The sequence below is a fragment of the Geodermatophilus sp. SYSU D01186 genome (genome assembly GCF_054050215.1).
The window spans coordinates 17,036-36,929 of sequence record NZ_JBJGYW010000042.1 but is presented as its reverse complement, the minus strand read 5'-3'; the positions used below and the strand labels follow the sequence as shown (position 1 = coordinate 36,929).

Here is a 19,894-nt window from a genome sequence, read left to right as displayed (position 1 = left end):
CCCCCCCCCCCCCCCCCCCCCCCCCCCCCCCCCCCCCCCCCCCCCCCCCCCCCCGGGCGCCGCCCCCCCCCCCCCCGGCCCCCCGCGGTCAGCCGGCGAGGGCTGCGAGCACGCGCGCGACGACGCCGTCGAGGTCGCGGAGGTCGGTCGCGCTGAGCCGGATGACCCGCCAGCCGGCCGTTCCCAGGCAACGGATGCGGGCGTCGTCTCGCACGATCTGTCCGTCCGCGAAGTGGTGCGCGCCTTCGTACTCGACGGCCAACTGCGCCTCCGGGAAGGCCAGGTCGACGCGCGCCAGGAACTCACCCGTCGAGCGGACCTCGTACTGGGGGATCGGGGTGAGTCCCGCCAGGACGAGCGCGACCCGGACCCGCGACTCCGGCGCCGACTCGGCGCGCGCATCGACCAGGGGCACCGCGGCGCGCATCCGGGCCACTCCCCACCGACCAGCGCCGGACGAGGCGAGCTGGACCAGCGCGGGAAGGGGCACGGCCTCCGCGCGGACCATCGAGTCCAACGCGGCCACCGCGGTGCCCACGGGTTCGAGCGCCGCCAGGTCCCACGCCGTTCGCAGCGCCGACGTGACCGGAACCCCGTCGTGTACCTCGACGTCGCCGGGTCGGAGGTCGGTGCGGTGGACCCGCACGCCGCGCGGTCCCTTCCAGCGCACGGTTGCAGGGCGCAGCACCGTGACTGGGTCGTGTGGGCCGGCGAAGGGGGCGCCGTGCCAGGCCGCCGCGGAGTGGCCGCCGATCGCGGTGCCTGGCGGCATGAGCAGGGCGACGGCCCGGCACCGCAGACGGTGATCGACCGTCAGTCCCGGGTCGGCATAGACGCCGTGGACGAGACGCCGGTAGCTGCGCTCACGCAGCTGCCGGCGGGTGAGGAAGCCCTCCGCGACGGCGTGGCTGCCGACGAAGACGCCGGTGAGTCGAGAACGGGACACTTCGGCAGGGTCCTCCATCGCGACCTGCCTGGGCGGTCGTCGTCCACAGGCACCGGCTCACACCCGGCCTTCGTGGGCACGAAGGCCGGGTGCCAGGGCCGAGATGGCCACAAAGGCCGTTCAGGGCGCGGCCGAAGTGGTCACAAAGGCTCGCGCGGGGGCTCAGCGCAGGTCGGTCAGGCGCGGCGCGGGCAGCCGCTTCTCCGGGGCGAAGATCGTGTGCCCGGTCAGGAACGGGATCGCCGCGGCCCGCTCCTCGTTGATCGGCTCGTCCGGGAACGCAGCTAGCGTGGTGTCGAAGCGGTCCTGCACGCCCGCCTTGAACTCGGGGTGGGTGAGGATGAACAGGTCGTTGCGGCGGACGCCGCCCAGCACCCGCTCGCCGGCCTCGACGTAGCTCATGTACGGCTGGGTCTTGGCCCGCTCGAGGAACTCGGCCGGCGGCGGGGTGTAGCCGCTCTCGCCGTACTGGGCCGGCCGGTTGGCGACCGCGCCGGCGATGTTGCTGTGCACCGGCCCGGGGCAGTAGGCCGAGACGCCGATGCCGTCGGGGGCCAGTTCGATGGCCAGGGCCTCCGACAGCGCGACGACGGCGGCCTTCGTCATCGAGTACAGGCCCGCGACGATCGGCATCAGCGCGGCCATCGACGCGGTGTTGACGACGTGCCCGCCCTGGCCGTGCGCGCGGATGCGCGGGACGAACGCGGCGATGCCGTTCCCGACACCCTTGATGTTGACGTCGATCAGCCAGTCCCAGTCGGCCGGCGTGGCCTCCATGACCGGGCCGGTCAGCCCGATGCCGGCGTTGTTCACCAGCACGTCGACCCGTCCGTGGCGGCGCTCGGTCTCCTCGGCGGCGCGCTCGACGGCCTCCCGGTCGGTGACGTCGAGGAGGACGGCGTCCACCTCGAGGCCTGCGTCGGCGAACTCCGCGCGCGTCTCGTCGATGTGCTCCTGGCGACGGCCGCTGATCACGACCGTCATGCCGGCGCGGGCGAACGCCAGCCCGATCCCGCGGCCGATGCCGCTGGACCCGCCGGTGATGAACGCGACCTTGCCGTGGACGTCCTGCATGGGCTCCTCCTCGTCTCGAAGATGGGTCGGGCCCGCACCGCTGCTCGGCGGTGCGGGCCCGGGGCCGGGTGACCGGCCGTGGTCCGACGACCGGCTCAGCCGGCCAGGTGCTCGGTGTAGGGAGCGGTGGTGCGGGCGCGCACGTCCTCGGGGCTGACGCCGGGGGCGCACTCGACCAGCCGGAGCTGGCCGTCGACGACGTGGAAGACCGCGAGGTCGGTGTAGATGCGGGTGACCACGCCCTTGCCGGTCAGCGGCATCGTGCACTCGGCCACGACCTTCGGCTGCCCCTTGCGGTCGACGTGCTCCATGGCGACCCAGACCTGCGGGGTGCCGGCGACGAGGTCCATCGCGCCACCGACGGCCGGGTTCTTGCCCGGCACGTACCAGTTGGCGAGGTCGCCGGACGCCGACACCTGCAGGGCGCCGAGGATGGTGCAGTCCAGGTGCCCGCCGCGGATGATCGCGAACGACAGCGCCGAGTCGGTGATGGCCGCGCCGCTGATCAGCGTGATCGGCTGCTTGCCGGCGTCGGTCAGGTCGGGGTCGGCCTCCTCCGGCGAGGCCTCCGCGCCGATGCCGAGGACGCCGTTCTCCGCGTGGAGCACGACCTCCTTGTCCTCGGGCAGGAAGCGCGGGACCAGCAGCGGGATGCCGACGCCGAGGTTGACGACGTAGCCGTCCTGCAGGTCCTGGGCGAGGCGCTGCGCGATGCCCTCGCGGGTGCGGCCCACGACCGTGGCCGGGGCGGGGATGGTGCCGGTCATCAGGAGGCCTTCCTCGTCGTCGCGGCGGTGTCCTCGTGGGCGGGGGCCTTGCCGGTCGTCATGACCACGTCGTCGACGAACACGCCCGGCAGGTGGACGTCGTCGGGGTGCAGCTCGTCGACCTCGACCAGCTGCTCGATCTCGGCGAAGGTGGTCCTGCCGGACATACCCGCCATCGGGTTGAAGTTGCGGGCCGACAGGCGGAACCGCAGGTTGCCCTTCCGGTCGGCCTTGTGGGCCTTCACGAAGCCGAAGTCGGCGACGATGCCCTCCTCCAGCACGTACTCCCGGCCGTTGATCAGCCGCGTCTCCTTGGCGGGCACGTGCTCGGCGACGCCGCCGTCGGGGGAGTAGCGCAGGGTGAAGGAGCCGTCGGAGAGCATCGTGCCCGCGCCGGACGGCGTGAAGAAGGCGGGGATGCCCGAGCCGCCGGCCCGCAGCCGCTCGGCGAGGGTGCCCTGGGGGACCAGCTCGAGCTCCACCTTGCCGGCGAAGTACTCGTCGTAGAACTCCTGCAGGATCGGGAAGGACGCCGTCACCCGGCGCAGGCGGCCCTCGTGCAGCAGCCGGCCGACGCCGGTGAAGTCGTGACCGACGTTGTTGACGAACACGTGCAGGTCACGCTTGTCCAGCTCGCACAGGGCGTCGAGCAGTCCGTCGGGCCGGCCGGAGCTGCCGAAGCCGCCGACGGCGATCGAGGCGCCCGAGGGCACGGCGTCGACGACGGACAGGATGTCCTCGCGGAACTTGTCGATCACTGGCGGTCCTTCACGGGGAGGGGTCCTTCCACGGATGTGCTCGCTCGTGGACCGTTGCAGGCCACACGGGGGGCGCCGGGTGGCGCGGGGGAGATCCCGGACCGACCGGACCGATGCGGTCGACGTCGGTCGAGCACGACGAGTGCAACAGCCGCGCACGGCGGGCAGCAGCGCATCTTCCACGTCCCGGAAAAGAGACGGGGCGCACACCCGGGGCGGGGGGGCGCCCCCCCCCCCCCCCCCCCCCCCCCATAACTACTTTTGGATCCGTGTTGTTATCGCCCCCCCCCCCCCCCGCTATATTTACTCCTCCCCCGCCCGCCCAGCGCAGGAAGCCGCACAACGGCCCCGCCCCCGACCCGCCCCGGCCCGCCCCCCCGGCGCCCCCCCCCCCCCCCCGGCCCGCCACCGCGTGGTCTTCCGTGCTGGGGAAGGCGTGTGGTCCGCGCCACCCCGCGGGACGGATCGTGGACCGCGGCCGGGGAGCGCGCCCGTGCAGCTCGCGACGGTCACGAGACCTCGTCGCCGTCCTGCCGGGCACCCCGTTGCGGCCGACGTCCAGTACTGGGAAGGAGCCCCATATGAGCATGACCACGCGCGCCGCGGTCTGCCGCGAGCCGGGTCGGCCGTGGGAGATCACCGAGCTCGAACTCGACGAGCCGAAGGCCAACGAGGTCCGCGTCAAGTTCATGGCGGCCGGGATGTGCCACTCCGACGACCACATCCAGAAGGGCGACGCGATGATGCGTTTCCCGGTGGTCGGCGGCCACGAGGGCGCCGGCATCGTCGACGCCGTCGGTGAGGGCGTCACCCGGGTGAAGGTCGGCGACCACGTCGTCTGCTCCTTCATCCCCGCCTGCGGCAAGTGCCGCTACTGCTCCACCGGCCGGCAGAACCTCTGCGACGAGGGCAAGAACGCCTCCACCGGCGAGTTCCCCGACGGCACCTTCCGCTTCCACCAGAACGGTGAGGACTTCGGCGGGCTGTGCGTGCTGGGCACCTTCTCCCAGCACGCCGTGGTGAGCGAGTACTCGGTCATCCAGATCCCCGACGACATCCCGTTCGAGATCGCCGCGCTCGTCGGCTGCGGCGTGCCGACCGGCTGGGGCAGCGCGGTCCACCTCGCCGGCGTCAAGGCCGGCGACACCGTGGTCATCTACGGCGCCGGCGGCGTGGGCAGCAACGCGGTCCAGGGCGCGGCGCTGGCCGGTGCCGAGCGCGTGGTCGTCGTCGACCCGGTGGAGTTCAAGCGGGAGATGGCGACCGTCTTCGGCGCCACCCACACCTTCGCCTCGGCCAAGGAGGCCCACGAGTTCGTCGTCGAGTCGACCTGGGGCGAGCTGGCCGACCACGCGATCATCACCGTCGGCAGCCTGCACGACGAGGTCATCGCCGACGCCCTTCAGGTGGTCGGCAAGACCGGGCAGGTCACCGTCACCGCCGTCGGCAACGGGTGGGTCAACGAGCACCCGGGCGTACTCATCGGCTACCAGCGGCGCATCCAGGGCGGCATCTTCGGCGGCTGCAACCCGCTGCACGACGTCCCGCGGCTGATCAGCCTCTACCGCTCCGGGAAGCTCAAGCTCGACGAGCTGGTGACGCGGACCTACAAGCTCGAAGAGGTCAACCAGGGCTACCAGGACATGCTCGACGGCAAGAACATCCGCGGCGTCATCATCCACGAGCACTGAGGACCACAGACATGACGATTGCTCCCCCCGCGCCCTCGGCGGGTGCGTCCCTGATCATCGACAACGCGCAGCTCATCGGTGGTGACTGGGTCCCGGCCGCCGGTGGCGAGACCATCGACGTCATCAACCCGGCCACCGGCGAGGTCCTCGGCCGGGTGCCCCGCGGCACCGCCGCCGACGTCGACGCCGCCGTCCGGGCCGCCGAGGCCGCGTTCCCGGCGTGGCGCGACACCAACGCCACCGCCCGCGCCGCGCTGCTGTTCCGCTGGGCCGCGCTGATCGACGAGAACATCGCCGAGCTCGACGCCCTGGAGTCCCAGGAGGTCGGCCGCCCGCACTGGGGCCCGCCGCCCATGGCCGGTCAGCTGCGCTTCACCGCCGGCCAGGCCGACAAGGTGCAGGGCCTGTCCCTGCCGACCTACACGCCCGACGCCCTCGGCCTCACCCTCCGCGAGCCCTACGGCGTCGTCGGCGCGATCATCCCGTGGAACGCCCCCGGCCCGATGTTCGTCACCGACGTCGGCCCGGCGATCGCCGCCGGCAACACCATCGTGATCAAGCCGGCCGAGGACGCGCCGCTCACCGGCCTGGCCCTGGCCAAGCTGGCGCTCGAGGCGGGCATCCCGCCGGGCGTGGTCAACGTCGTCACCGGCTACGGCCACGAGGCCGGCGCGGCGATCCCGGCGCACCCGCGGATCCGCCGGATCAGCTTCACCGGCTCCCCGCAGACCGGGGAGATCATCATGGCCGCCTGCGCCACGAACCTCACCCCGCTGCACCTGGAGCTGGGCGGCAAGTCGCCGCAGGTCATCCTCGCCGACGCCGACCTCGACGCCGCCATCCCGGCGATCGCCCGCGGCATCACCCTCAACACCGGCCAGATCTGCGCGGCCGGCTCGCGGGTCGTCGTCGCCCGCTCCATCCACTCCGAGGTCGTGCAGCGCCTGGCGCAGCACATGTCCGAGGTCAAGGTCGGCCCCTGGCACGAGCAGGTCAACATGGGCCCGCTCATCAACGCCAAGCAGCACGAGCGGGTGCTCAAGTACATGCAGCTTGGCCAGGAGGAGGGCGCCGACCTCGTCCTCGGCGGTGGCCGCCCGTCCGGGGAGAAGTTCGAGCGCGGCTTCTTCGTCGAGCCGACCCTCTTCGACAACGTGGACCCGCAGATGCGGATCCACCAGGAGGAGATCTTCGGCCCGGTCCTCGGGGTCACCCCGGTGGACGACGACGAGCAGGCCCTCGAGGTCGCCAACGGCACCGACTACGGCCTGGTGGCCTCGGTGTGGACCCGGGACGTCGGCAAGGCCGTCAAGTTCGCCCGCGGGCTCCAGGCCGGCCAGGTCGCGGTGAACGCGGCCCTCGGCGCCGGGGTCATCGGCGGGCCGTTCGGCGGCTACAAGCGCAGCGGCTTCGGCCGGTCGATGGGTGCCGACGCGGTGCTCGACTACACGCAGGTCAAGACCGTGTCCCTCCGTGGCACCGGGAACTGAGAGGGATCGCATGAGCAGCATCACCACGCGCGCGGCCATCGCCCGGGCGCCGCACCAGGGCTGGGAGCTGGTCGACCTCCAGCTCGACGACCCCAAGGAGCACGAGGTCCGGGTCAAGTTCGCCGCCTCGGGCCTGTGCCACTCCGACGACCACATCACCCAGGGCGACGCGCCGGTGCGCATGCCCGTGGTGGGTGGCCACGAGGGCGCCGGGATCGTCGAGTCGGTCGGCCCGAACGTCACCCGGGTCAAGCCCGGTGACCGGATCGTGTGCTCCTACATCCCTGCGTGCGGGGCCTGCCGGCCCTGCTCCACCGGGCACCAGAACATGTGCGTGAAGGGCCTCAACGCCGGCACGGGCATGTTCCTCGACGGCACCTTCCGCTTCCACCTCGGCGACGAGGACCTCGGTGGCTTCTGCACCGTCGGCTCCTTCTCGCAGTACGCGGTGATCTCGGAGTGGGCCGCCATCCCGCTGGCCGACGACATCCCGTGGGAGGTCGCCTGCCTGGTCGGCTGCGGCGTCCCCACCGGCTGGGGCTCGGCGGTCAACGCCGCCGGCGTCCGCGCCGGTGACACCGTGGTCATCTTCGGGTCGGGCGGCGTCGGCAGCAACGCCGTCCAGGGCGCCCGCTACGCCGGCGCGAAGAACGTCGTCGTCGTCGACCCGGTCGCGTTCAAGCGCGAGATGGCCACCTCGGTCTTCGGCGCGACGCACGCCTTCGCCACGGCGAAGGAGGCCCACGAGTTCGTCGTCGAGACCACCTGGGGCCAGCTGGCCGACCACGCGATCCTCACCCCCGGTGTGGTGACCGAGGAGATGGTCAACAGCGCTCTCCAGATGACCGGCAAGGGCGGCAAGGTCACCATCACCGGCGTCGGCAAGCTGACCGAGAAGGCCGCGCACTTCCACGCCGGCGCGCTCATCGGCTACCAGCGGCAGGTCCGCGGCGCCCTGTTCGGCGACTGCAACCCGCTCTACGACGTGCCGCGCCTGCTCCGCCTGTACCAGGACGGCCAGCTCAAGCTCGACGAGCTGGTCACCCGTACGTACAAGCTGGACGAGGTCAACGAGGCCTACCAGGACCTCGCCGACGGCAAGAACATCCGCGGCGTCATCCTCCACGAGGGCTGAGCCCGCAACGCAGAGGCCGCCGGCACCCATCGGGTGCCGGCGGCCTCTGCCGTGTGTGCCGACGGGTGCCGGCCGGGCCCGGGAGCCCGGCCGGCACCGGGTCAGCCGGAGGAGCGGGAGGTGCGCACCGCGCCGCTGGCCTCGGGCTTGGCCGAGGGGGCGCCCAGGGCGCGCGAGATGCCGCGTGCCGTGGCGGCCAGGGCGGGCACCAGCGCGTGGCTCTGCACGGTCCCGCGCTGCACGGTGACGCCCAGGGCGGCCACGACCTCGTCGCGCCGGCCCCGGACCGGGACGGCGACGGCGAGCGCGTCGGGGGTCAGCTGGTTCTCGGCGATGGCCACGCCGGTGCGGCGCACCTCGGCCAGCACCCGCCGCAGCTCGGCGACGTTGGTGATGGTGTCCGCGGTGAACCGCTTCAGCGGGGCCTGCAGCAGCTCGTCCTGCACCTCGCGGTCGGCGAAGGCCAGCAGCACCTGGCCGGTGCCCGTGGCGTGCAGCGGCCAGCGCCCGCCCAGGCGGCTGAGCACCTGCACCGCACCCCGGGCCCGCAGCGCCTCGACGTACACGCCGTCGGAGCCGTCCCGGACGGCGAGGTGCACGTTGGCGCGGGTGGCCTGGTGCAGGTCGTCGAGGTAGGGGAGGGCCAGCTCGCGCAGCTGCAGCCCGTGGGGGGCGAGGGCGCCCAGCTCCAGCAGTCGCAGGCCGATGGCGTAGCGCCCGTCGGCGGCCCGCTCGAGGCCGCCCCACTGACGCAGCTCGCCGACCAGGCGGTGCGTGGTGGTGAGGGTCAGCCCCGACCGCCGGCTGATCTCGCTGAGGGTGAGCGAGGGGTGCGCCGGCCCGAAGGCGGACAGGACGGCGAGGACCCGGCCGGCGGCGGTGGCGGCCCCGCCGGTGGGCAGCCGGGCGGGCCGGCTCTCGGTGGCGGTCGACGGCAACGGTCTGCTGGCTGCCAAGGCACGCCCTTTCGTTTCACAGGACATCTGGTTGGCTCGTACACCCAAGTGGGCCGCGTCACTGTGCGGGGGCGAGTGGTGTGGTGTCAAGCACGCCCACCGGTCCGGGCCGTCGCGCCCGGCTTCCGCCTCGGGGAAGAGCCGTCGCTGGGGGAGTGTGGCCCCGCACACCATGGTCCGGCAAGGACGGCGTGAGCCCGGTCACCGCCTCCCGGTCGGGAGTCGGCCGGCGCGGGGCCGTCCGCCAGCCGTGATCCGCACGCCGGCCGGGGTCCCCGGGCCTCCCGGCGGCGACCATCCCGCCGAGAGGACACGAGGCCGCGTGAACCCGACCCCCACCCCGACCCGCGCGACGGGCGGCCGCGACTGATGGCCACCCTCGCCGACATCCTCGACCCCACGGGGCAGACGACCACGCGCATCGGCGCGACCGCGCAGGCGCCGCGGCGGGCCGACCTGACCGGCGTCCGGCTCGGGCTGCTGGAGAACACCAAGCACAACGCCGCACTGCTGCTCGACGAGCTCGCCGCCCTGCTGCAGAGCGAGCACGGCGCCTCGGCGACCGTGCTGCGCCGCACCAAGACCGCCTTCGCCCTGCCCCTGCCCGAGGCGCAGCTGGCCGAGTTGGTGCGCGAGTGCGACGTGGTGCTCACCGGCGTGGGCGACTGCGGCTCGTGCAGCGCCTCGGCCGTCGCCGACGGCATCGCCCTCGAGCGGGCCGGCGTGCCGGCCGCGGTCATCTGCTCGGACGCGTTCACCGCGACCGCCAGCGGCATGGCCGAGGTCCAGGGCGCCCCCGACTACGCGTACCTGACCACCGCCCACCCGGTGGCCATCCTCGACGCCGACGCCGTCCGTGAGCGCGCCCGGCAGCTGCTGCCGCAGGTCGTCGCGACGGTGACCGCGGCCGGCGCCCGGCAGAAGGCGGCGTCGTGAGCGTCGCGGAGGCCCCCGTCGTCGTCCCGGACGCCGACCCCGAGGCCGCCCAGGCGGCGATCGAGCACTGCTACGCGCAGGGCTGGTCCGACGGGCTGCCGCTGGTGCCCGCCACCCGCTCGGTGGTCGACCGGTTCCTCGCCACCGTCGACCGCACGCCCGACGAGGTCATCGGCACCCTGCCGCACCTCGACCGCAGCGTGACCGTGGAGCTCGCGGCGATCAACGCCGTGATGGCCGGCTGCCGGCCGGAGTACTTCCCGGTCGTCCTCGCGGCCTGGGAGGCGGTCCAGCGCGACCGGTCGGCGCAGGGCGGCGGCTGGCAGAGCACCAGCGGCCCCTCGCCGCTGCTGATCGTCAACGGCCCCGTCCGCCAGGAGCTCGGCCTCAACGCGGCCGGCGGCGTCTTCGGCCCCGGCTTCCGGCCCAACATGACGATCGCCCGCACGATCGGGCTGATGGTGCGCAACGCCCTCGGCGTCGTCCCGCACGGCTTCGAGCAGGCCACCCAGGGGCTGCCCGGCCGCTGGCAGGTCTGCCTCGCCGAGAACGAGGAGGAGAGCCCCTGGGAGCCGCTGTCGGTCGAGGGCGGCGTGGCCGCCGGCACCTCCGCGGTCTCCGGGATGCTCACCCGCACCGTCGAGTACGTCGACAACCGGCACACCGCCGACCCCGAGCAGCTGCTCGCCGACTTCGCCGACACGATCTCCCGCAGCGGCGCGTCGATCTTCCGCCACCACCCGGCCGGCATCGTCTTCTGCCCCGAGCACGCGCAGATGCTGGCCGAGGCCGGCATGAGCAAGGCCGACGTCCGGGCGTGGCTGGTCGAGCGCTGCGGCAGGAGCAAGGCCGACCTGGCCCGCGTCGGCAAGGACGGCGTCGGTGACAACGGCGTCCGCTTCGCCGACGGCGGCACCGACCCCGAGGCCTTCGACCGGCTCTTCCCCGGCGCCGGCCCCGAGGCGCTGCCGATCGCCGTCGCCGGCGCCCGCAACGCCGGCATCTCGATGGTGGTCCGCGTCTTCTCCGGCTGGTCGGCGAGCTCGGTGCCCGTCGTCGGCCGGACCACCCCCACCACCCAGGCAGGAGCCACTGCGTGACCGAGTTCAGCGAGTCCCTCACCGACCCCTTCGGGGACGCCGGCGAGCTGTGGATGACCGGGCGGAGCGCCCTGGTCACCGGCGGCGGCCAGCAGAGCACGAAGGAGCCGGGCGTCGGCTACGCCATCAGCCGGGTCCTCGCCGCCCACGGCGCCCGGGTGGCCGTGCTCGACCGGGACCTGGCCGCGGCGCAGCGCACCGTCGAGGCCATCGAGGGCGACGGCGGCAAGGCGATCGCCGTCGTCGCCGACCTGCTCGACGACGAGGCCTGCAAGCGGGCCGTCGAGGAGACCGTCGGCCAGTTCGGCGGGTTCGACACCCTGGTCAACAACGTCGCCGTCGGCGACCGCGCGGGCATCTTCGAGGTGACCCCCGAGCGGTTCCACCAGCTGATGGACCTCAACCTGACCACCGCCTGGCAGATGACCCGGCACGCGGTGGAGGTGCTGCCCAGCGGCTCGGCGATCGTCAACATCAGCTCCGTCGGCGTGCGGGCCCGCGGGCCGGGCATGGTCTACAACCTGGCCAAGGCCGGTCTGGAGAACATGACCGTCGGTGCGGCCAACACCCTCGGCGAGCGCGGCATCCGGGTGAACTGCGTGCAGGTCGGCGCGATCTGGGGGGCGTTCGCCGCGGCCAACATGTCCCCGGAGATGCGCGCCATCCGCAAGGGCTGGTCGGGGCTGGGCACCGAGGGCAGCCCCTGGGACATCGCCCAGGCGGTCCTCTTCCTCTCCAGCGACCGCGCCCGCTGGGTGTCGGGCCAGATCCTGTCGGTCGACGGCGGCCCGAGCAGCCCGAAGCCGCCGAAGCCCGCCGGGGACGCCAAGTGACCGCCCAGCGGGTCGCGCTCGTCACCGGCTGCGGCAAGCCGGACGGGATGGGGCAGGCGATCGCCCGCAGGCTCGCGGAGCAGGGGCTGGCGGTCGTCGTCACCGACCTGCAGGCCACCGGCGTGCCCAACCGCCAGCAGGAGAACCGGAAGGCCGACTGGGGCGGGGTCGAGGCGCTGGTCGCCGACATCACCGCCGGCGGCGGGACGGCCTCCTTCGCGCTGGGGGACGTCGCCGTCGAGGCCGACGCCCAGCGGATGGTGGCCGAGGCCGTCGACCGGTTCGGCCGGCTCGACGTCCTGGTCAACAACGCCGCCGCGCCGCAGGGCCCGGACCGCGCGGACGTCGCCGACATCCCGATCGAGGTCTTCGACCGGGTGGTCGCGGTCAACCTGCGCGGGCCGTGGCTGATGAGCAGCGCCGCCGTCCCGGTGATGCGGGCCCAGCGCTCGGGCCGGATCGTGAACATCTCCTCGATGGCCGGCCTCACCGCGGCGCCCTTCTCCGGGCCGTACTCGGCGTCCAAGGCCGGCGTCATCGGGCTCACCCGGGCCCTGGCCATGGACCTGGGTCCCTGGGGGATCACCGTCAACGCGCTGTGCCCGGGGCTCGTGGGCACCAGCCGGGCGTTCCTCAGCTCGGGTCCGGACGTCGACGAGGCGGCGCTGCTGGCCTCGCGCGGGCGCAACATCCCGGTCGGCCGGGTCGGGCTGCCCGAGGACATCGCGGCGGCGGTGGCCTTCCTCGCCTCGCCCGAGGCCGGGTACCTCACCGCCCAGGCGATCCCGATCGACGGCGGCGGGATGAGCCCTTTCCCGCTGCGACACCCCGAGCCGGTCGCGGAGGCCGCGCTGTCCTGACCCACCCGGGTGCCCCGGCGCAGGTCTCCTGCGCCGGGGCACTCGGCTGTCGGTGGCCGGGTGCAGGGTGCCGGCATGGACTACTCGCCGCCCGACCTGTCCGGCACCGTCGTCCTCGTCGCGGGCGCCACCCGCGGGGCGGGGCGGGGCATCGCCGTCGCGCTGGGCGCGGCCGGGGCCACGGTCTGGTGCACCGGCCGCAGCACCGCCGGTCGCCGCTCGGAGTACGACCGGCCCGAGACGGTCGAGGAGACCGCCGAGCTGGTCACCGCAGCCGGCGGCCGCGGGATCCCGGTGGTGTGCGACCACCTGGACCCGGCGCAGGTGGCCGCGCTGGTGGCGCGCATCGACGCGGAGTCCGGCCGCCTCGACGTCCTGGTCAACGACGTCTGGGGCGGCGACCCGCTGTTCCAGTGGGACGTCCCGCTGTGGGAGCACGACCTCGACCGGGGGCTGCGGCTGCTCCGGCTGGCCGTGGAGACCCACCTGGTCACCAGCGCGCACGCGCTGCCGCTGCTGATCCGCCGGCCGGGCGGGCTGGTCGTCGAGGTGACCGACGGGACGCTCGCCTACAACGAGGCCACCTTCCGCGTGAGCGCCTACTACGACCTGGCCAAGTGGTCGGTGCTGCGGCTGGCCTTCATCCAGGCGCACGACCTGCGTCCGCACGGCGCGACGGCCGTCGCGCTCACCCCGGGCTGGCTGCGCTCGGAGGCGATGCTGGAGCTCTTCGGGGTGGCCGAGGCGAACTGGCGCGACGCGACCGCGACCGTGCCGCACTTCTGCATCTCCGAGAGCCCGACGTTCGTCGGCCGGGCGGTCGCCGCGCTCGCCGCCGACCCCGACCGTCCCCGCTGGTCGGGGCGGTCCACCTCCAGCGGGGAGCTGGCCCGCGTCTACGGCTTCCCCGACCTCGACGGCACGCAGCCCGACGCGTGGCGCTACGTCGTCGAGGTGCAGGACGCCGGCCGACCCGCCGGTGACGAGGGCTACAGATAGACGCTCACTAACCTGGAGGCGTGCCGAAGCTGCAGCTGCTCCCCGCCGTCGACGTCGCCGACGGTCAGGCCGTCCGTCTCGTGCAAGGGGAGGCCGGCAGCGAGACCGACTACGGCGACCCGCTCGAGGCGGCGCTGACGTGGCAGCGGGACGGCGCCGAGTGGGTGCACCTGGTCGACCTCGACGCCGCCTTCGGCCGCGGCAGCAACCGCGACCTGCTGGCCCGCGTGGTCGGCGAGCTGGACGTCGACGTCGAGCTCTCCGGCGGCATCCGGGACGACGAGTCGCTGGCCGCCGCGCTCGCCACGGGCTGCCGCCGGGTCAACCTCGGCACCGCGGCGCTCGAGTCGCCGGAGTGGTGCGCCCGGGCCATCGCCGAGCACGGCGACCGGATCGCCGTCGGCCTCGACGTCCGGGGCACCCGGCTGGCCGCCCGCGGCTGGACCCGCGAGGGCGGCGAGCTCTACGAGACGCTCGCCCGCCTCGACGCCGAGGGGTGCGCCCGCTACGTCGTCACCGACATCACCAAGGACGGCACGCTGCGCGGCCCCAACCTGGAGCTGCTGCGCGAGGTCTGCGCCGCCACCTCTCGCCCGGTGGTCGCCTCCGGCGGGGTCAGCTCGCTCGACGACATCCGGGCGCTGGCCGGGCTCACCGCCGTCGGCGTGGAGGGCGCGATCGTCGGCAAGGCCCTCTACGCCGGTGCCTTCACCCTGCCCGAGGCGCTGCGGGTGGCCTCCGGGGAGAACGGCATGGAGCTCGCGTGAGTGTCGTCCGGTTCGGGTCCGACGCCCCGTGGGAGGCGGTCGTCGGCTACAGCCGGGTCGTCGTCCACGGCGACATGGCGTGGGTGAGCGGCACGACGGCGACGGTGGACGGCGAGGTCGTGTGCCCCGGGGACGCCGCGGGCCAGACCCGCCAGGCGCTGGCCAACGTCGCCGAGGCGCTGGAGCGCGCCGGGTTCACCGTCGCCGACGTCGTGCGCACCCGCATGTACGTCACCGACATCGCGCGCTGGGAGGAGGTCGGGCGGGCGCACGGCGAGGTCTTCGGCGAGGTCCGCCCGGCGACGTCGATGGTGCAGGTGGCCGCCCTGATCGACCCGGCGATGCTGGTGGAGATCGAGGCCGACGCGGTGCGGAGGGCGGGGGCGTGAGCCTGGCCGTGCGGGTCATCCCGTGCCTGGACGTCGACGCCGGCCGGGTGGTCAAGGGCGTGAACTTCGTCGACCTGCGCGACGCCGGCGACCCGGTGGAGATGGCCCGCGTGTACGACGCGGAGGGCGCCGACGAGCTCACCTTCCTCGACATCACGGCCAGCTCCGGTGACCGGGAGACCACCTACGACGTCGTCCGCCGGACCGCGGAGAGCGTCTTCATCCCGCTGACCGTCGGCGGCGGCGTCCGCAGCGTCACCGACGTCGACCGGCTGCTGCGCGCCGGCGCGGACAAGGTCGCCGTCAACACCGCCGCCGTCGCCCGGCCGGAGCTGATCAGCGAGATCACCGACCGGTTCGGCAACCAGGTGCTCGTGCTCTCGCTCGACGCCCGCCGCTGCCGGGACGGCGCGGTCACCGACTCCGGCTTCGAGATCACCACGCACGGCGGACGGCGGGGCACCGGCCGCGACGCCGTGGAGTGGGTGGTGCAGGCCGCCGAGCTCGGCGTCGGCGAGGTGCTGCTGAACTCGATGGACGCCGACGGCACCCAGGCCGGGTTCGACCTGGAGCTGATCCGGGCGGTGCGCCGGGAGGTCACCGTGCCGGTCATCGCCAGCGGGGGAGCGGGCGAGCCCGAGCACTTCCCGCCCGCGGTCGAGGCCGGGGCCGACGCGGTGCTGGCCGCGAGCGTCTTCCACTTCGGCAAGCTGCGGATCGGTGAGGTGAAGGGCGCGCTGGCCGGCGCCGGCGTCCCCGTCCGCCGCGAGGCCGACACGCCGCTCGCGTAGCGGAGGCTCACGGCGCAGGAGAGCTGCGCCGTGAGCCTCCGCTCAGGTGATCTCGACGCGGGCGACGTCCTCGCGCCCGCCGGCCCACAGCAGCAGCTCCAGCGGCTCACCCTCGACGGTGGTGGCCGGCTCGGCCCGCGAGATCCGCCGGACCATGCCGGGCACGTCGCTGCGCCGCAGCCGCAGCCCGCCGGGCACCCGCCCGACCGCGCGGCGGGCGTAGAGGACCGCCGCGCCCCACAGCTCGTCCTGGTCGGCCCGGCTCAGGGGGCGGGGGGCCCAGTCCGGCTGGGCGCGGCGGGCGTCCTCGTGGTGGACGGCGAACTCGGCGGTGTTGACCAGCCGCGCCAGCAGCGGCCAGGCCAGCGGCGACCAGACCGGCGGCCCCGACCGCACCCGGTCCACGACGTCGGCGTAGGACGTCGACCCCCGCAGCCGGTCCTCCAGCCGGTGCGCCCACGCGGTCAGCGGCCGGCCCACCCCCAGCTGCTCGACGGCGAGGCCCGGCATCGCGTCCGCGCGCCGCTCGCGGACCACGAGGTGCGCGGCGAGGTGGGCCGTGGTCCACCCCGCGCAGCAGGTCGGCGCGTCGGGCCCGAGCCGGTCGAGCAGGTCGGCCAGGCCGGCGCGCTCGCGGTCGACGAGGGACCGGGAAGAGGAGGTCACCCGGCGAAGTTACCGACGGTGCGGAGCCGGGGACACCGGCCCGCGGGAGCGAGATGTCCGAGGCCCGTCGTACGGTCGCCGACGCCGCCCGAACGACGATCGAGGAGGACCGTGCCCCGCCGCCGAGAAGCCGTGGTCCGGCGAGGGGTGCGCCACATCGGGCGCGCCATCGCCGAGCAGCCGGGCATGTTCACCCTGGCCTTCCTCGCCAGCAGCCTCTACGGCGGGATGACCGTCGCCAGCGCCTACGTCGTCGGCGAGGTCACCGGCCGCGTCGTCCTCCCGGCGTTCGAGCAGGGGGCGACGACGGCCGCGGCGCTGACGCTGGCCGCGGTCGCCATCCTCGCGGTGGCCGTGCTCAAGATCCTCGGCATCCTCGGCCGGCGGCTGTTCGCCGGCGTCATGAGCTACCGGCTGCAGGCCTCCTACCGGCGCCGGGTGACCGGCCAGTACCTGCGGCTGCCGTTGTCCTGGCACCAGCGGCACCCGACCGGGCAGCTGCTCTCCAACGCGAACGCCGACGTCGAGGCCGCCTGGTTCTTCGTCGCCCCGCTGCCCTTCGCCTGCGGTGCGCTGGTGATGATCGCGATCACCGTGGTCGCCCTGGTCGCGACCGACCCGTGGCTGGCGCTGGTCGGCCTGGTCGTCTTCCCGCTGGTGTTCCTGGCCAACGCCGTCTACTCGCAGGTGATGAGCCCGCGCATGCAGCGGGCGCAGCAGCTGCGCGCGGAGGTCAGCGAGATCGCCCACGAGAGCTTCGACGCCGCCCTGGTGGTCAAGACCCTGGGCCGGGAGGACGTCGAGACCGCCCGCTTCACCGCCCGCGCCGAGGAGTTGCGTGACGGGCTGGTCGCGGTGGGCCGGGTGCGCGGCCTGTTCGACCCCCTGATGGAGGCGCTGCCCAACCTCGGCACGCTCGCCGTCCTGCTCATCGGGGCCCAGCGGGTCGCGGCCGGGGCCACCGACGCCGGCGACCTGGTCTCCATCGCCTACCTGTTCACGCTGCTGGCGCTGCCGATCCGGGCGATCGGCTGGGTGCTGGCGGACCTGCCGCGGGCGCTGGCGGGCTTCGACCGGGTCACCCCGGTCCTCGACGCGACCGGCGAGATCCCGCACGGGGACGACGCCGCCCCGCGCGGCACCGGGGGCGCCCGCCTCGGCCTGCGCGACGTCGGCTTCACCTTCGACGGCGTCGACGCACCCACGCTGGCGGGGATCACCTTCGACGTCGCCGCCGGCAGCACCGTCGCCGTCGTCGGCCCCACCGGGTCGGGCAAGTCGACGCTGGCCGGGCTGCTCGTGCGGCTGGTCGACCCCGGCACCGGGCGCGTGCTGCTCGACGGGGTCGACCTGCGGGCGTTGCGCGAGGGCGAGGTCAGCGGGCAGGCGGCGTTCGTCCCGCAGGGCACCTTCCTCTTCGACGACACCGTGCGCGGCAACGTCACCCTCGGCGGCGACTTCTCCGACGCGGAGGTCCGGGCGGCGCTGCGGGTGGCCGCCGCCGAGGAGTTCGTGGACCGGCTCCCCGAGGGCCTCGACACCCGCGTGGGCGAGCGCGGCGCCTCGCTGTCCGGCGGCCAGCGGCAGCGCCTGGCCCTGGCCCGCGCCGTCGTCCGCCGGCCGCGCCTGCTGGTGCTCGACGACGCGACCAGCGCCGTCGACCCCGCGGTGGAGGCCCGCATCCTCGACGCCCTCCGCGCCGCCGACCGGCCCTCGACGGTGGTCGTGGTCGCCTACCGCCAGGCGACGATCGCGCTCGCCGACGAGGTGGTCTGGCTCGAGGGCGGCCGGGTGCTCGCCCGGGGCGACCACGAGCAGCTGCTCGCCGAGGTGCCCGGCTACGCGGCCCTCGTGCGGGCGTACGCGCAGACGGAGGTGGCGGCATGACCGCGCTCGCCGAGCACCGCGAGGAGGGGGCGCTGGCCACCCTCCGCCGCGGCCTGCGGATGATGCCGGAGTTCCGCCGCAGCCTGCCGGCCACCTTCGCCCTGGCCCTGGTCGCGACCGCCGGGCGGGTGGTCGTGCCGATCGCCGTCCAGCAGGTCATCGACCGCGGCCTGTCGGGTCCGGGCGGGCCGGACCTCGACCTGGTGCGCGACCTCGTGCTGCTGTGCGCGCTCGTCGTCGTGCTCACCGCGGTGGCGGTGTACCGGATGAACGTCCGGCTGTTCCGGACGACGGAGACGGCGCTGGCCGGGCTGCGCTCGCAGGCGTTCCGCCACGTCCACGACCTCTCGGTGCTCCACCAGCAGGGCCAGCGGCGCGGGTCTCTGGTCTCCCGGGTCACCAGCGACGTCGACCAGCTCTCCACGTTCATGCAGTGGGGCGGCGTGCTCGGCGTGGTGAGCGTCGGGCAGCTGCTCGTGGCCACCGTGGTGATGGCCGTCTACTCCTGGCAGCTGACCCTGCTGGTGCTCGTCTGCTTCGTGCCCCTGGCGGTCGCCGTCCGGTTCTTCGCCCGGCGGCTGGCGGTCGTCTACGGCGTGGTCCGCGAGCGGGTGGGCGACGTGCTGGCCGCGGTCTCCGAGGCCGTCGTCGGGGCGGCCACGGTGCGGGCCTACGGCATCCGCGAGCGCACCGCGGGCCGCCTCGACCGCGCCGTCGACCGGCACTACCGGGCGCAGGTCTCCGCGCAGCGCACGACGGCCGCGGTGTTCGTCAGCGGCGAGTTCGTCGCCGCGGTCGCCAACGCGGCGGTGGTCGTCGTCGGCGTGCTGCTCGGTGTGGGCGGCCACCTGACCGCCGGCACCCTCGTGGCGTTCCTCTTCCTCGTGACCCTGTTCGTCGCCCCGGTGCAGACCGCCAGCGAGGTGCTCAACGAGGCGCAGAACGCCGTCGCCGGGTTCCGCCGCGTGCTCGACGTGCTCGAGACCGAGCCCGACGTCCGCGACCCGGCGGTGGCCGACCCCGCCGGGGCGAGGGAGCTGCCGGCCGGCCCGCTGGGGGTGCGGTTCGAGCACGTCACCTTCCGGTACGCGCCCGGCGCCCGGCCGGCCCTCGACGACGTCCACCTGGACATCGCCCCGCGCCGGCGGGTGGCCATCGTGGGGGAGACCGGCTCGGGCAAGACCACCTTCGCCAAGCTGGTCACCCGCCTCATGGACCCCACGGCCGGCCGGGTCCTGCTCGGCGACGACGCCACGGGCTGGGTGCCGCTGGACCGGGTCTCGTTCGCGTCCCTGCGGCGGCGGGTCGTCATGGTGCCGCAGGACGGCTTCCTGTTCGACGCCACCATCGCCGACAACGTGCGCTACGGCCGCCCCGGGCTGTCCGACGCCGAGGTGCTGGCCGCCTTCGACGACCTCGGCCTGGGGCCCTGGGTGGCCGGGCTCGCCGGCGGCGTGGCCACCCGCGTCGGGCAGCGGGGGGAGTCGCTGTCCGCGGGGGAGCGGCAACTGGTCGCCGTCGCCCGCGCCTACGTCGCCGACCCGGACCTCCTGGTGCTCGACGAGGCGACCAGCGCGGTGGACCCGGCGACCGAGCAGCGGCTGACCCGAGCCCTGGACACCCTCACCGACGGCCGGACGACGCTGACGATCGCGCACCGGCTGTCGACCGCCGAGCGCGCCGACGAGGTGCTCGTCGTCGACGCCGGCCGGGTCGTCCAGCGCGGCACCCACGCCGACCTGGTGGACGCCGAGGGCCCCTACGCGCGGCTGCACGCCTCCTGGCGGCGCTCCTCGGCCGGGGAACCGCAGCCGGCCCCTTGAGGCCGGTGCCGCGCGGCCACGGCCAC

The 19,894-nt window shown here is 74.5% G+C and carries 19 protein-coding genes; 13 read left to right on the top strand and 6 right to left on the bottom strand.

Annotated features, from left to right (window positions below; genetic code table 11):
- Positions 1-88 precede the first annotated feature (88 nt).
- From ACI784_RS22595 to ACI784_RS22580, 4 genes are all read right to left on the bottom strand, one after another.
- Entirely contained in the window at positions 89-946 is an 858-nt protein-coding gene (locus tag ACI784_RS22595) for a DUF559 domain-containing protein (protein ID WP_457015002.1), read from the bottom strand.
- 162 nt (positions 947-1,108) lie between these two features.
- The gene (locus ACI784_RS22590) at positions 1,109-2,020 is read right to left on the bottom strand and encodes an SDR family oxidoreductase (protein WP_457015001.1); all 912 of its coding nucleotides are present in this window, start codon (positions 2,018-2,020) and stop codon (positions 1,109-1,111) included.
- Positions 2,021-2,115: 95 nt separating this feature from the next.
- Positions 2,116-2,787, bottom strand: coding sequence for a 3-oxoacid CoA-transferase subunit B (locus tag ACI784_RS22585; RefSeq protein WP_456924913.1), 672 nt, complete (start codon positions 2,785-2,787; stop codon positions 2,116-2,118).
- Complete coding sequence (locus tag ACI784_RS22580) at positions 2,787-3,545, bottom strand: CoA transferase subunit A (RefSeq protein WP_456924912.1); 759 nt, start codon at positions 3,543-3,545, stop codon at positions 2,787-2,789. Before ACI784_RS22580 ends, ACI784_RS22585 begins: the two co-directional genes overlap by 1 nt.
- Before the next feature lie 587 nt (positions 3,546-4,132).
- On the opposite strand from ACI784_RS22580, the gene ACI784_RS22575 reads away from it, so the two are divergent.
- From ACI784_RS22575 to ACI784_RS22565, 3 genes are read left to right on the top strand one after another with little or no spacing between them, the layout of a single operon-like run.
- Positions 4,133-5,236 carry an NDMA-dependent alcohol dehydrogenase gene (locus ACI784_RS22575; protein WP_457015000.1) on the top strand — a complete coding sequence of 368 codons (1,104 nt, stop codon included), beginning with the start codon at positions 4,133-4,135 and terminating at the stop codon, positions 5,234-5,236.
- Positions 5,237-5,247: 11 nt separating this feature from the next.
- Positions 5,248-6,726, top strand: a complete 1,479-nt coding sequence (locus tag ACI784_RS22570; RefSeq protein WP_457014998.1) for an aldehyde dehydrogenase family protein — start codon at positions 5,248-5,250, stop codon at positions 6,724-6,726.
- Positions 6,727-6,736: 10 nt separating this feature from the next.
- Positions 6,737-7,861 (top strand): NDMA-dependent alcohol dehydrogenase, encoded by a 1,125-nt coding sequence (locus tag ACI784_RS22565; RefSeq protein ID WP_456924909.1) that lies wholly within the window; start codon positions 6,737-6,739, stop codon positions 7,859-7,861.
- 101 nt (positions 7,862-7,962) lie between these two features.
- Here the strand turns inward: ACI784_RS22565 and ACI784_RS22560 are convergent, their stop codons facing one another.
- Positions 7,963-8,817: an IclR family transcriptional regulator gene (locus tag ACI784_RS22560; protein ID WP_456924908.1), complete on the bottom strand. Its 855-nt coding sequence runs from the start codon at positions 8,815-8,817 to the stop codon at positions 7,963-7,965.
- A gap of 369 nt (positions 8,818-9,186) precedes the next feature.
- Between ACI784_RS22560 and ACI784_RS22555 the strand changes: the two genes are divergently transcribed.
- The 8 genes from ACI784_RS22555 (at position 9,187) to hisF (ending at position 15,492) form a co-directional block, all read left to right on the top strand.
- Positions 9,187-9,753 carry a UGSC family (seleno)protein gene (locus tag ACI784_RS22555; RefSeq protein ID WP_457014997.1) on the top strand — a complete coding sequence of 189 codons (567 nt, stop codon included), beginning with the start codon at positions 9,187-9,189 and terminating at the stop codon, positions 9,751-9,753.
- The gene (locus ACI784_RS22550; protein ID WP_457014996.1) at positions 9,750-10,853 is read left to right on the top strand and encodes a hypothetical protein; all 1,104 of its coding nucleotides are present in this window, start codon (positions 9,750-9,752) and stop codon (positions 10,851-10,853) included. Before ACI784_RS22555 ends, ACI784_RS22550 begins: the two co-directional genes overlap by 4 nt.
- Positions 10,850-11,686 (top strand): SDR family NAD(P)-dependent oxidoreductase, encoded by an 837-nt coding sequence (locus ACI784_RS22545; protein ID WP_457014995.1) that lies wholly within the window; start codon positions 10,850-10,852, stop codon positions 11,684-11,686. Before ACI784_RS22550 ends, ACI784_RS22545 begins: the two co-directional genes overlap by 4 nt.
- A complete protein-coding gene (locus tag ACI784_RS22540) occupies positions 11,683-12,546 on the top strand; it encodes an SDR family NAD(P)-dependent oxidoreductase (protein ID WP_457014994.1) in 864 nt (287 codons plus the stop codon). The genes ACI784_RS22545 and ACI784_RS22540 overlap by 4 nt, the downstream gene beginning before the upstream one ends.
- Before the next feature lie 75 nt (positions 12,547-12,621).
- Positions 12,622-13,545 (top strand): SDR family oxidoreductase, encoded by a 924-nt coding sequence (locus ACI784_RS22535; RefSeq protein WP_457014993.1) that lies wholly within the window; start codon positions 12,622-12,624, stop codon positions 13,543-13,545.
- A 20-nt stretch (positions 13,546-13,565) separates the two neighbouring features.
- Positions 13,566-14,312: a bifunctional 1-(5-phosphoribosyl)-5-((5-phosphoribosylamino)methylideneamino)imidazole-4-carboxamide isomerase/phosphoribosylanthranilate isomerase PriA gene (gene priA / locus ACI784_RS22530; protein WP_457014992.1), complete on the top strand. Its 747-nt coding sequence runs from the start codon at positions 13,566-13,568 to the stop codon at positions 14,310-14,312.
- Positions 14,309-14,701 (top strand): RidA family protein, encoded by a 393-nt coding sequence (locus ACI784_RS22525; protein WP_456924901.1) that lies wholly within the window; start codon positions 14,309-14,311, stop codon positions 14,699-14,701. Before priA ends, ACI784_RS22525 begins: the two co-directional genes overlap by 4 nt.
- Positions 14,698-15,492 carry an imidazole glycerol phosphate synthase subunit HisF gene (gene hisF, locus ACI784_RS22520; RefSeq protein WP_456924900.1) on the top strand — a complete coding sequence of 265 codons (795 nt, stop codon included), beginning with the start codon at positions 14,698-14,700 and terminating at the stop codon, positions 15,490-15,492. Before ACI784_RS22525 ends, hisF begins: the two co-directional genes overlap by 4 nt.
- A gap of 42 nt (positions 15,493-15,534) precedes the next feature.
- On the opposite strand, the gene ACI784_RS22515 is transcribed toward hisF, so the two are convergent.
- Positions 15,535-16,158, bottom strand: coding sequence for a TIGR03085 family metal-binding protein (locus ACI784_RS22515; protein ID WP_457014991.1), 624 nt, complete (start codon positions 16,156-16,158; stop codon positions 15,535-15,537).
- A gap of 111 nt (positions 16,159-16,269) precedes the next feature.
- Here ACI784_RS22515 and ACI784_RS22510 point away from each other — a divergent pair, with 111 nt between their 5' ends.
- Together ACI784_RS22510 and ACI784_RS22505 are read left to right on the top strand one after the other, a co-directional pair.
- Positions 16,270-18,045: an ABC transporter ATP-binding protein gene (locus ACI784_RS22510; protein ID WP_456924898.1), complete on the top strand. Its 1,776-nt coding sequence runs from the start codon at positions 16,270-16,272 to the stop codon at positions 18,043-18,045.
- The gene (locus tag ACI784_RS22505) at positions 18,042-19,868 is read left to right on the top strand and encodes an ABC transporter ATP-binding protein (RefSeq protein WP_457014990.1); all 1,827 of its coding nucleotides are present in this window, start codon (positions 18,042-18,044) and stop codon (positions 19,866-19,868) included. Before ACI784_RS22510 ends, ACI784_RS22505 begins: the two co-directional genes overlap by 4 nt.
- The last annotated feature ends 26 nt before the right edge of the window (positions 19,869-19,894 follow it).

What these genes read in the sequence shown, in the direction of transcription:
- ACI784_RS22570 (WP_457014998.1), top strand. Translation starts at nt 5,248, where the DNA reads ATGACGATTGCTCCCCCCGCGCCCTCGGCGGGTGCGTCCCTGATCATC.
- ACI784_RS22505 (WP_457014990.1), top strand. Translation starts at nt 18,042, where the DNA reads ATGACCGCGCTCGCCGAGCACCGCGAGGAGGGGGCGCTGGCCACCCTC.
- ACI784_RS22555 (WP_457014997.1), top strand. Translation starts at nt 9,187, where the DNA reads ATGGCCACCCTCGCCGACATCCTCGACCCCACGGGGCAGACGACCACG.
- ACI784_RS22575 (WP_457015000.1), top strand. Translation starts at nt 4,133, where the DNA reads ATGACCACGCGCGCCGCGGTCTGCCGCGAGCCGGGTCGGCCGTGGGAG.
- ACI784_RS22535 (WP_457014993.1), top strand. Translation starts at nt 12,622, where the DNA reads ATGGACTACTCGCCGCCCGACCTGTCCGGCACCGTCGTCCTCGTCGCG.
- ACI784_RS22565 (WP_456924909.1), top strand. Translation starts at nt 6,737, where the DNA reads ATGAGCAGCATCACCACGCGCGCGGCCATCGCCCGGGCGCCGCACCAG.
- ACI784_RS22585 (WP_456924913.1), bottom strand. Translation starts at nt 2,787, where the DNA reads ATGACCGGCACCATCCCCGCCCCGGCCACGGTCGTGGGCCGCACCCGC.
- ACI784_RS22590 (WP_457015001.1), bottom strand. Translation starts at nt 2,020, where the DNA reads ATGCAGGACGTCCACGGCAAGGTCGCGTTCATCACCGGCGGGTCCAGC.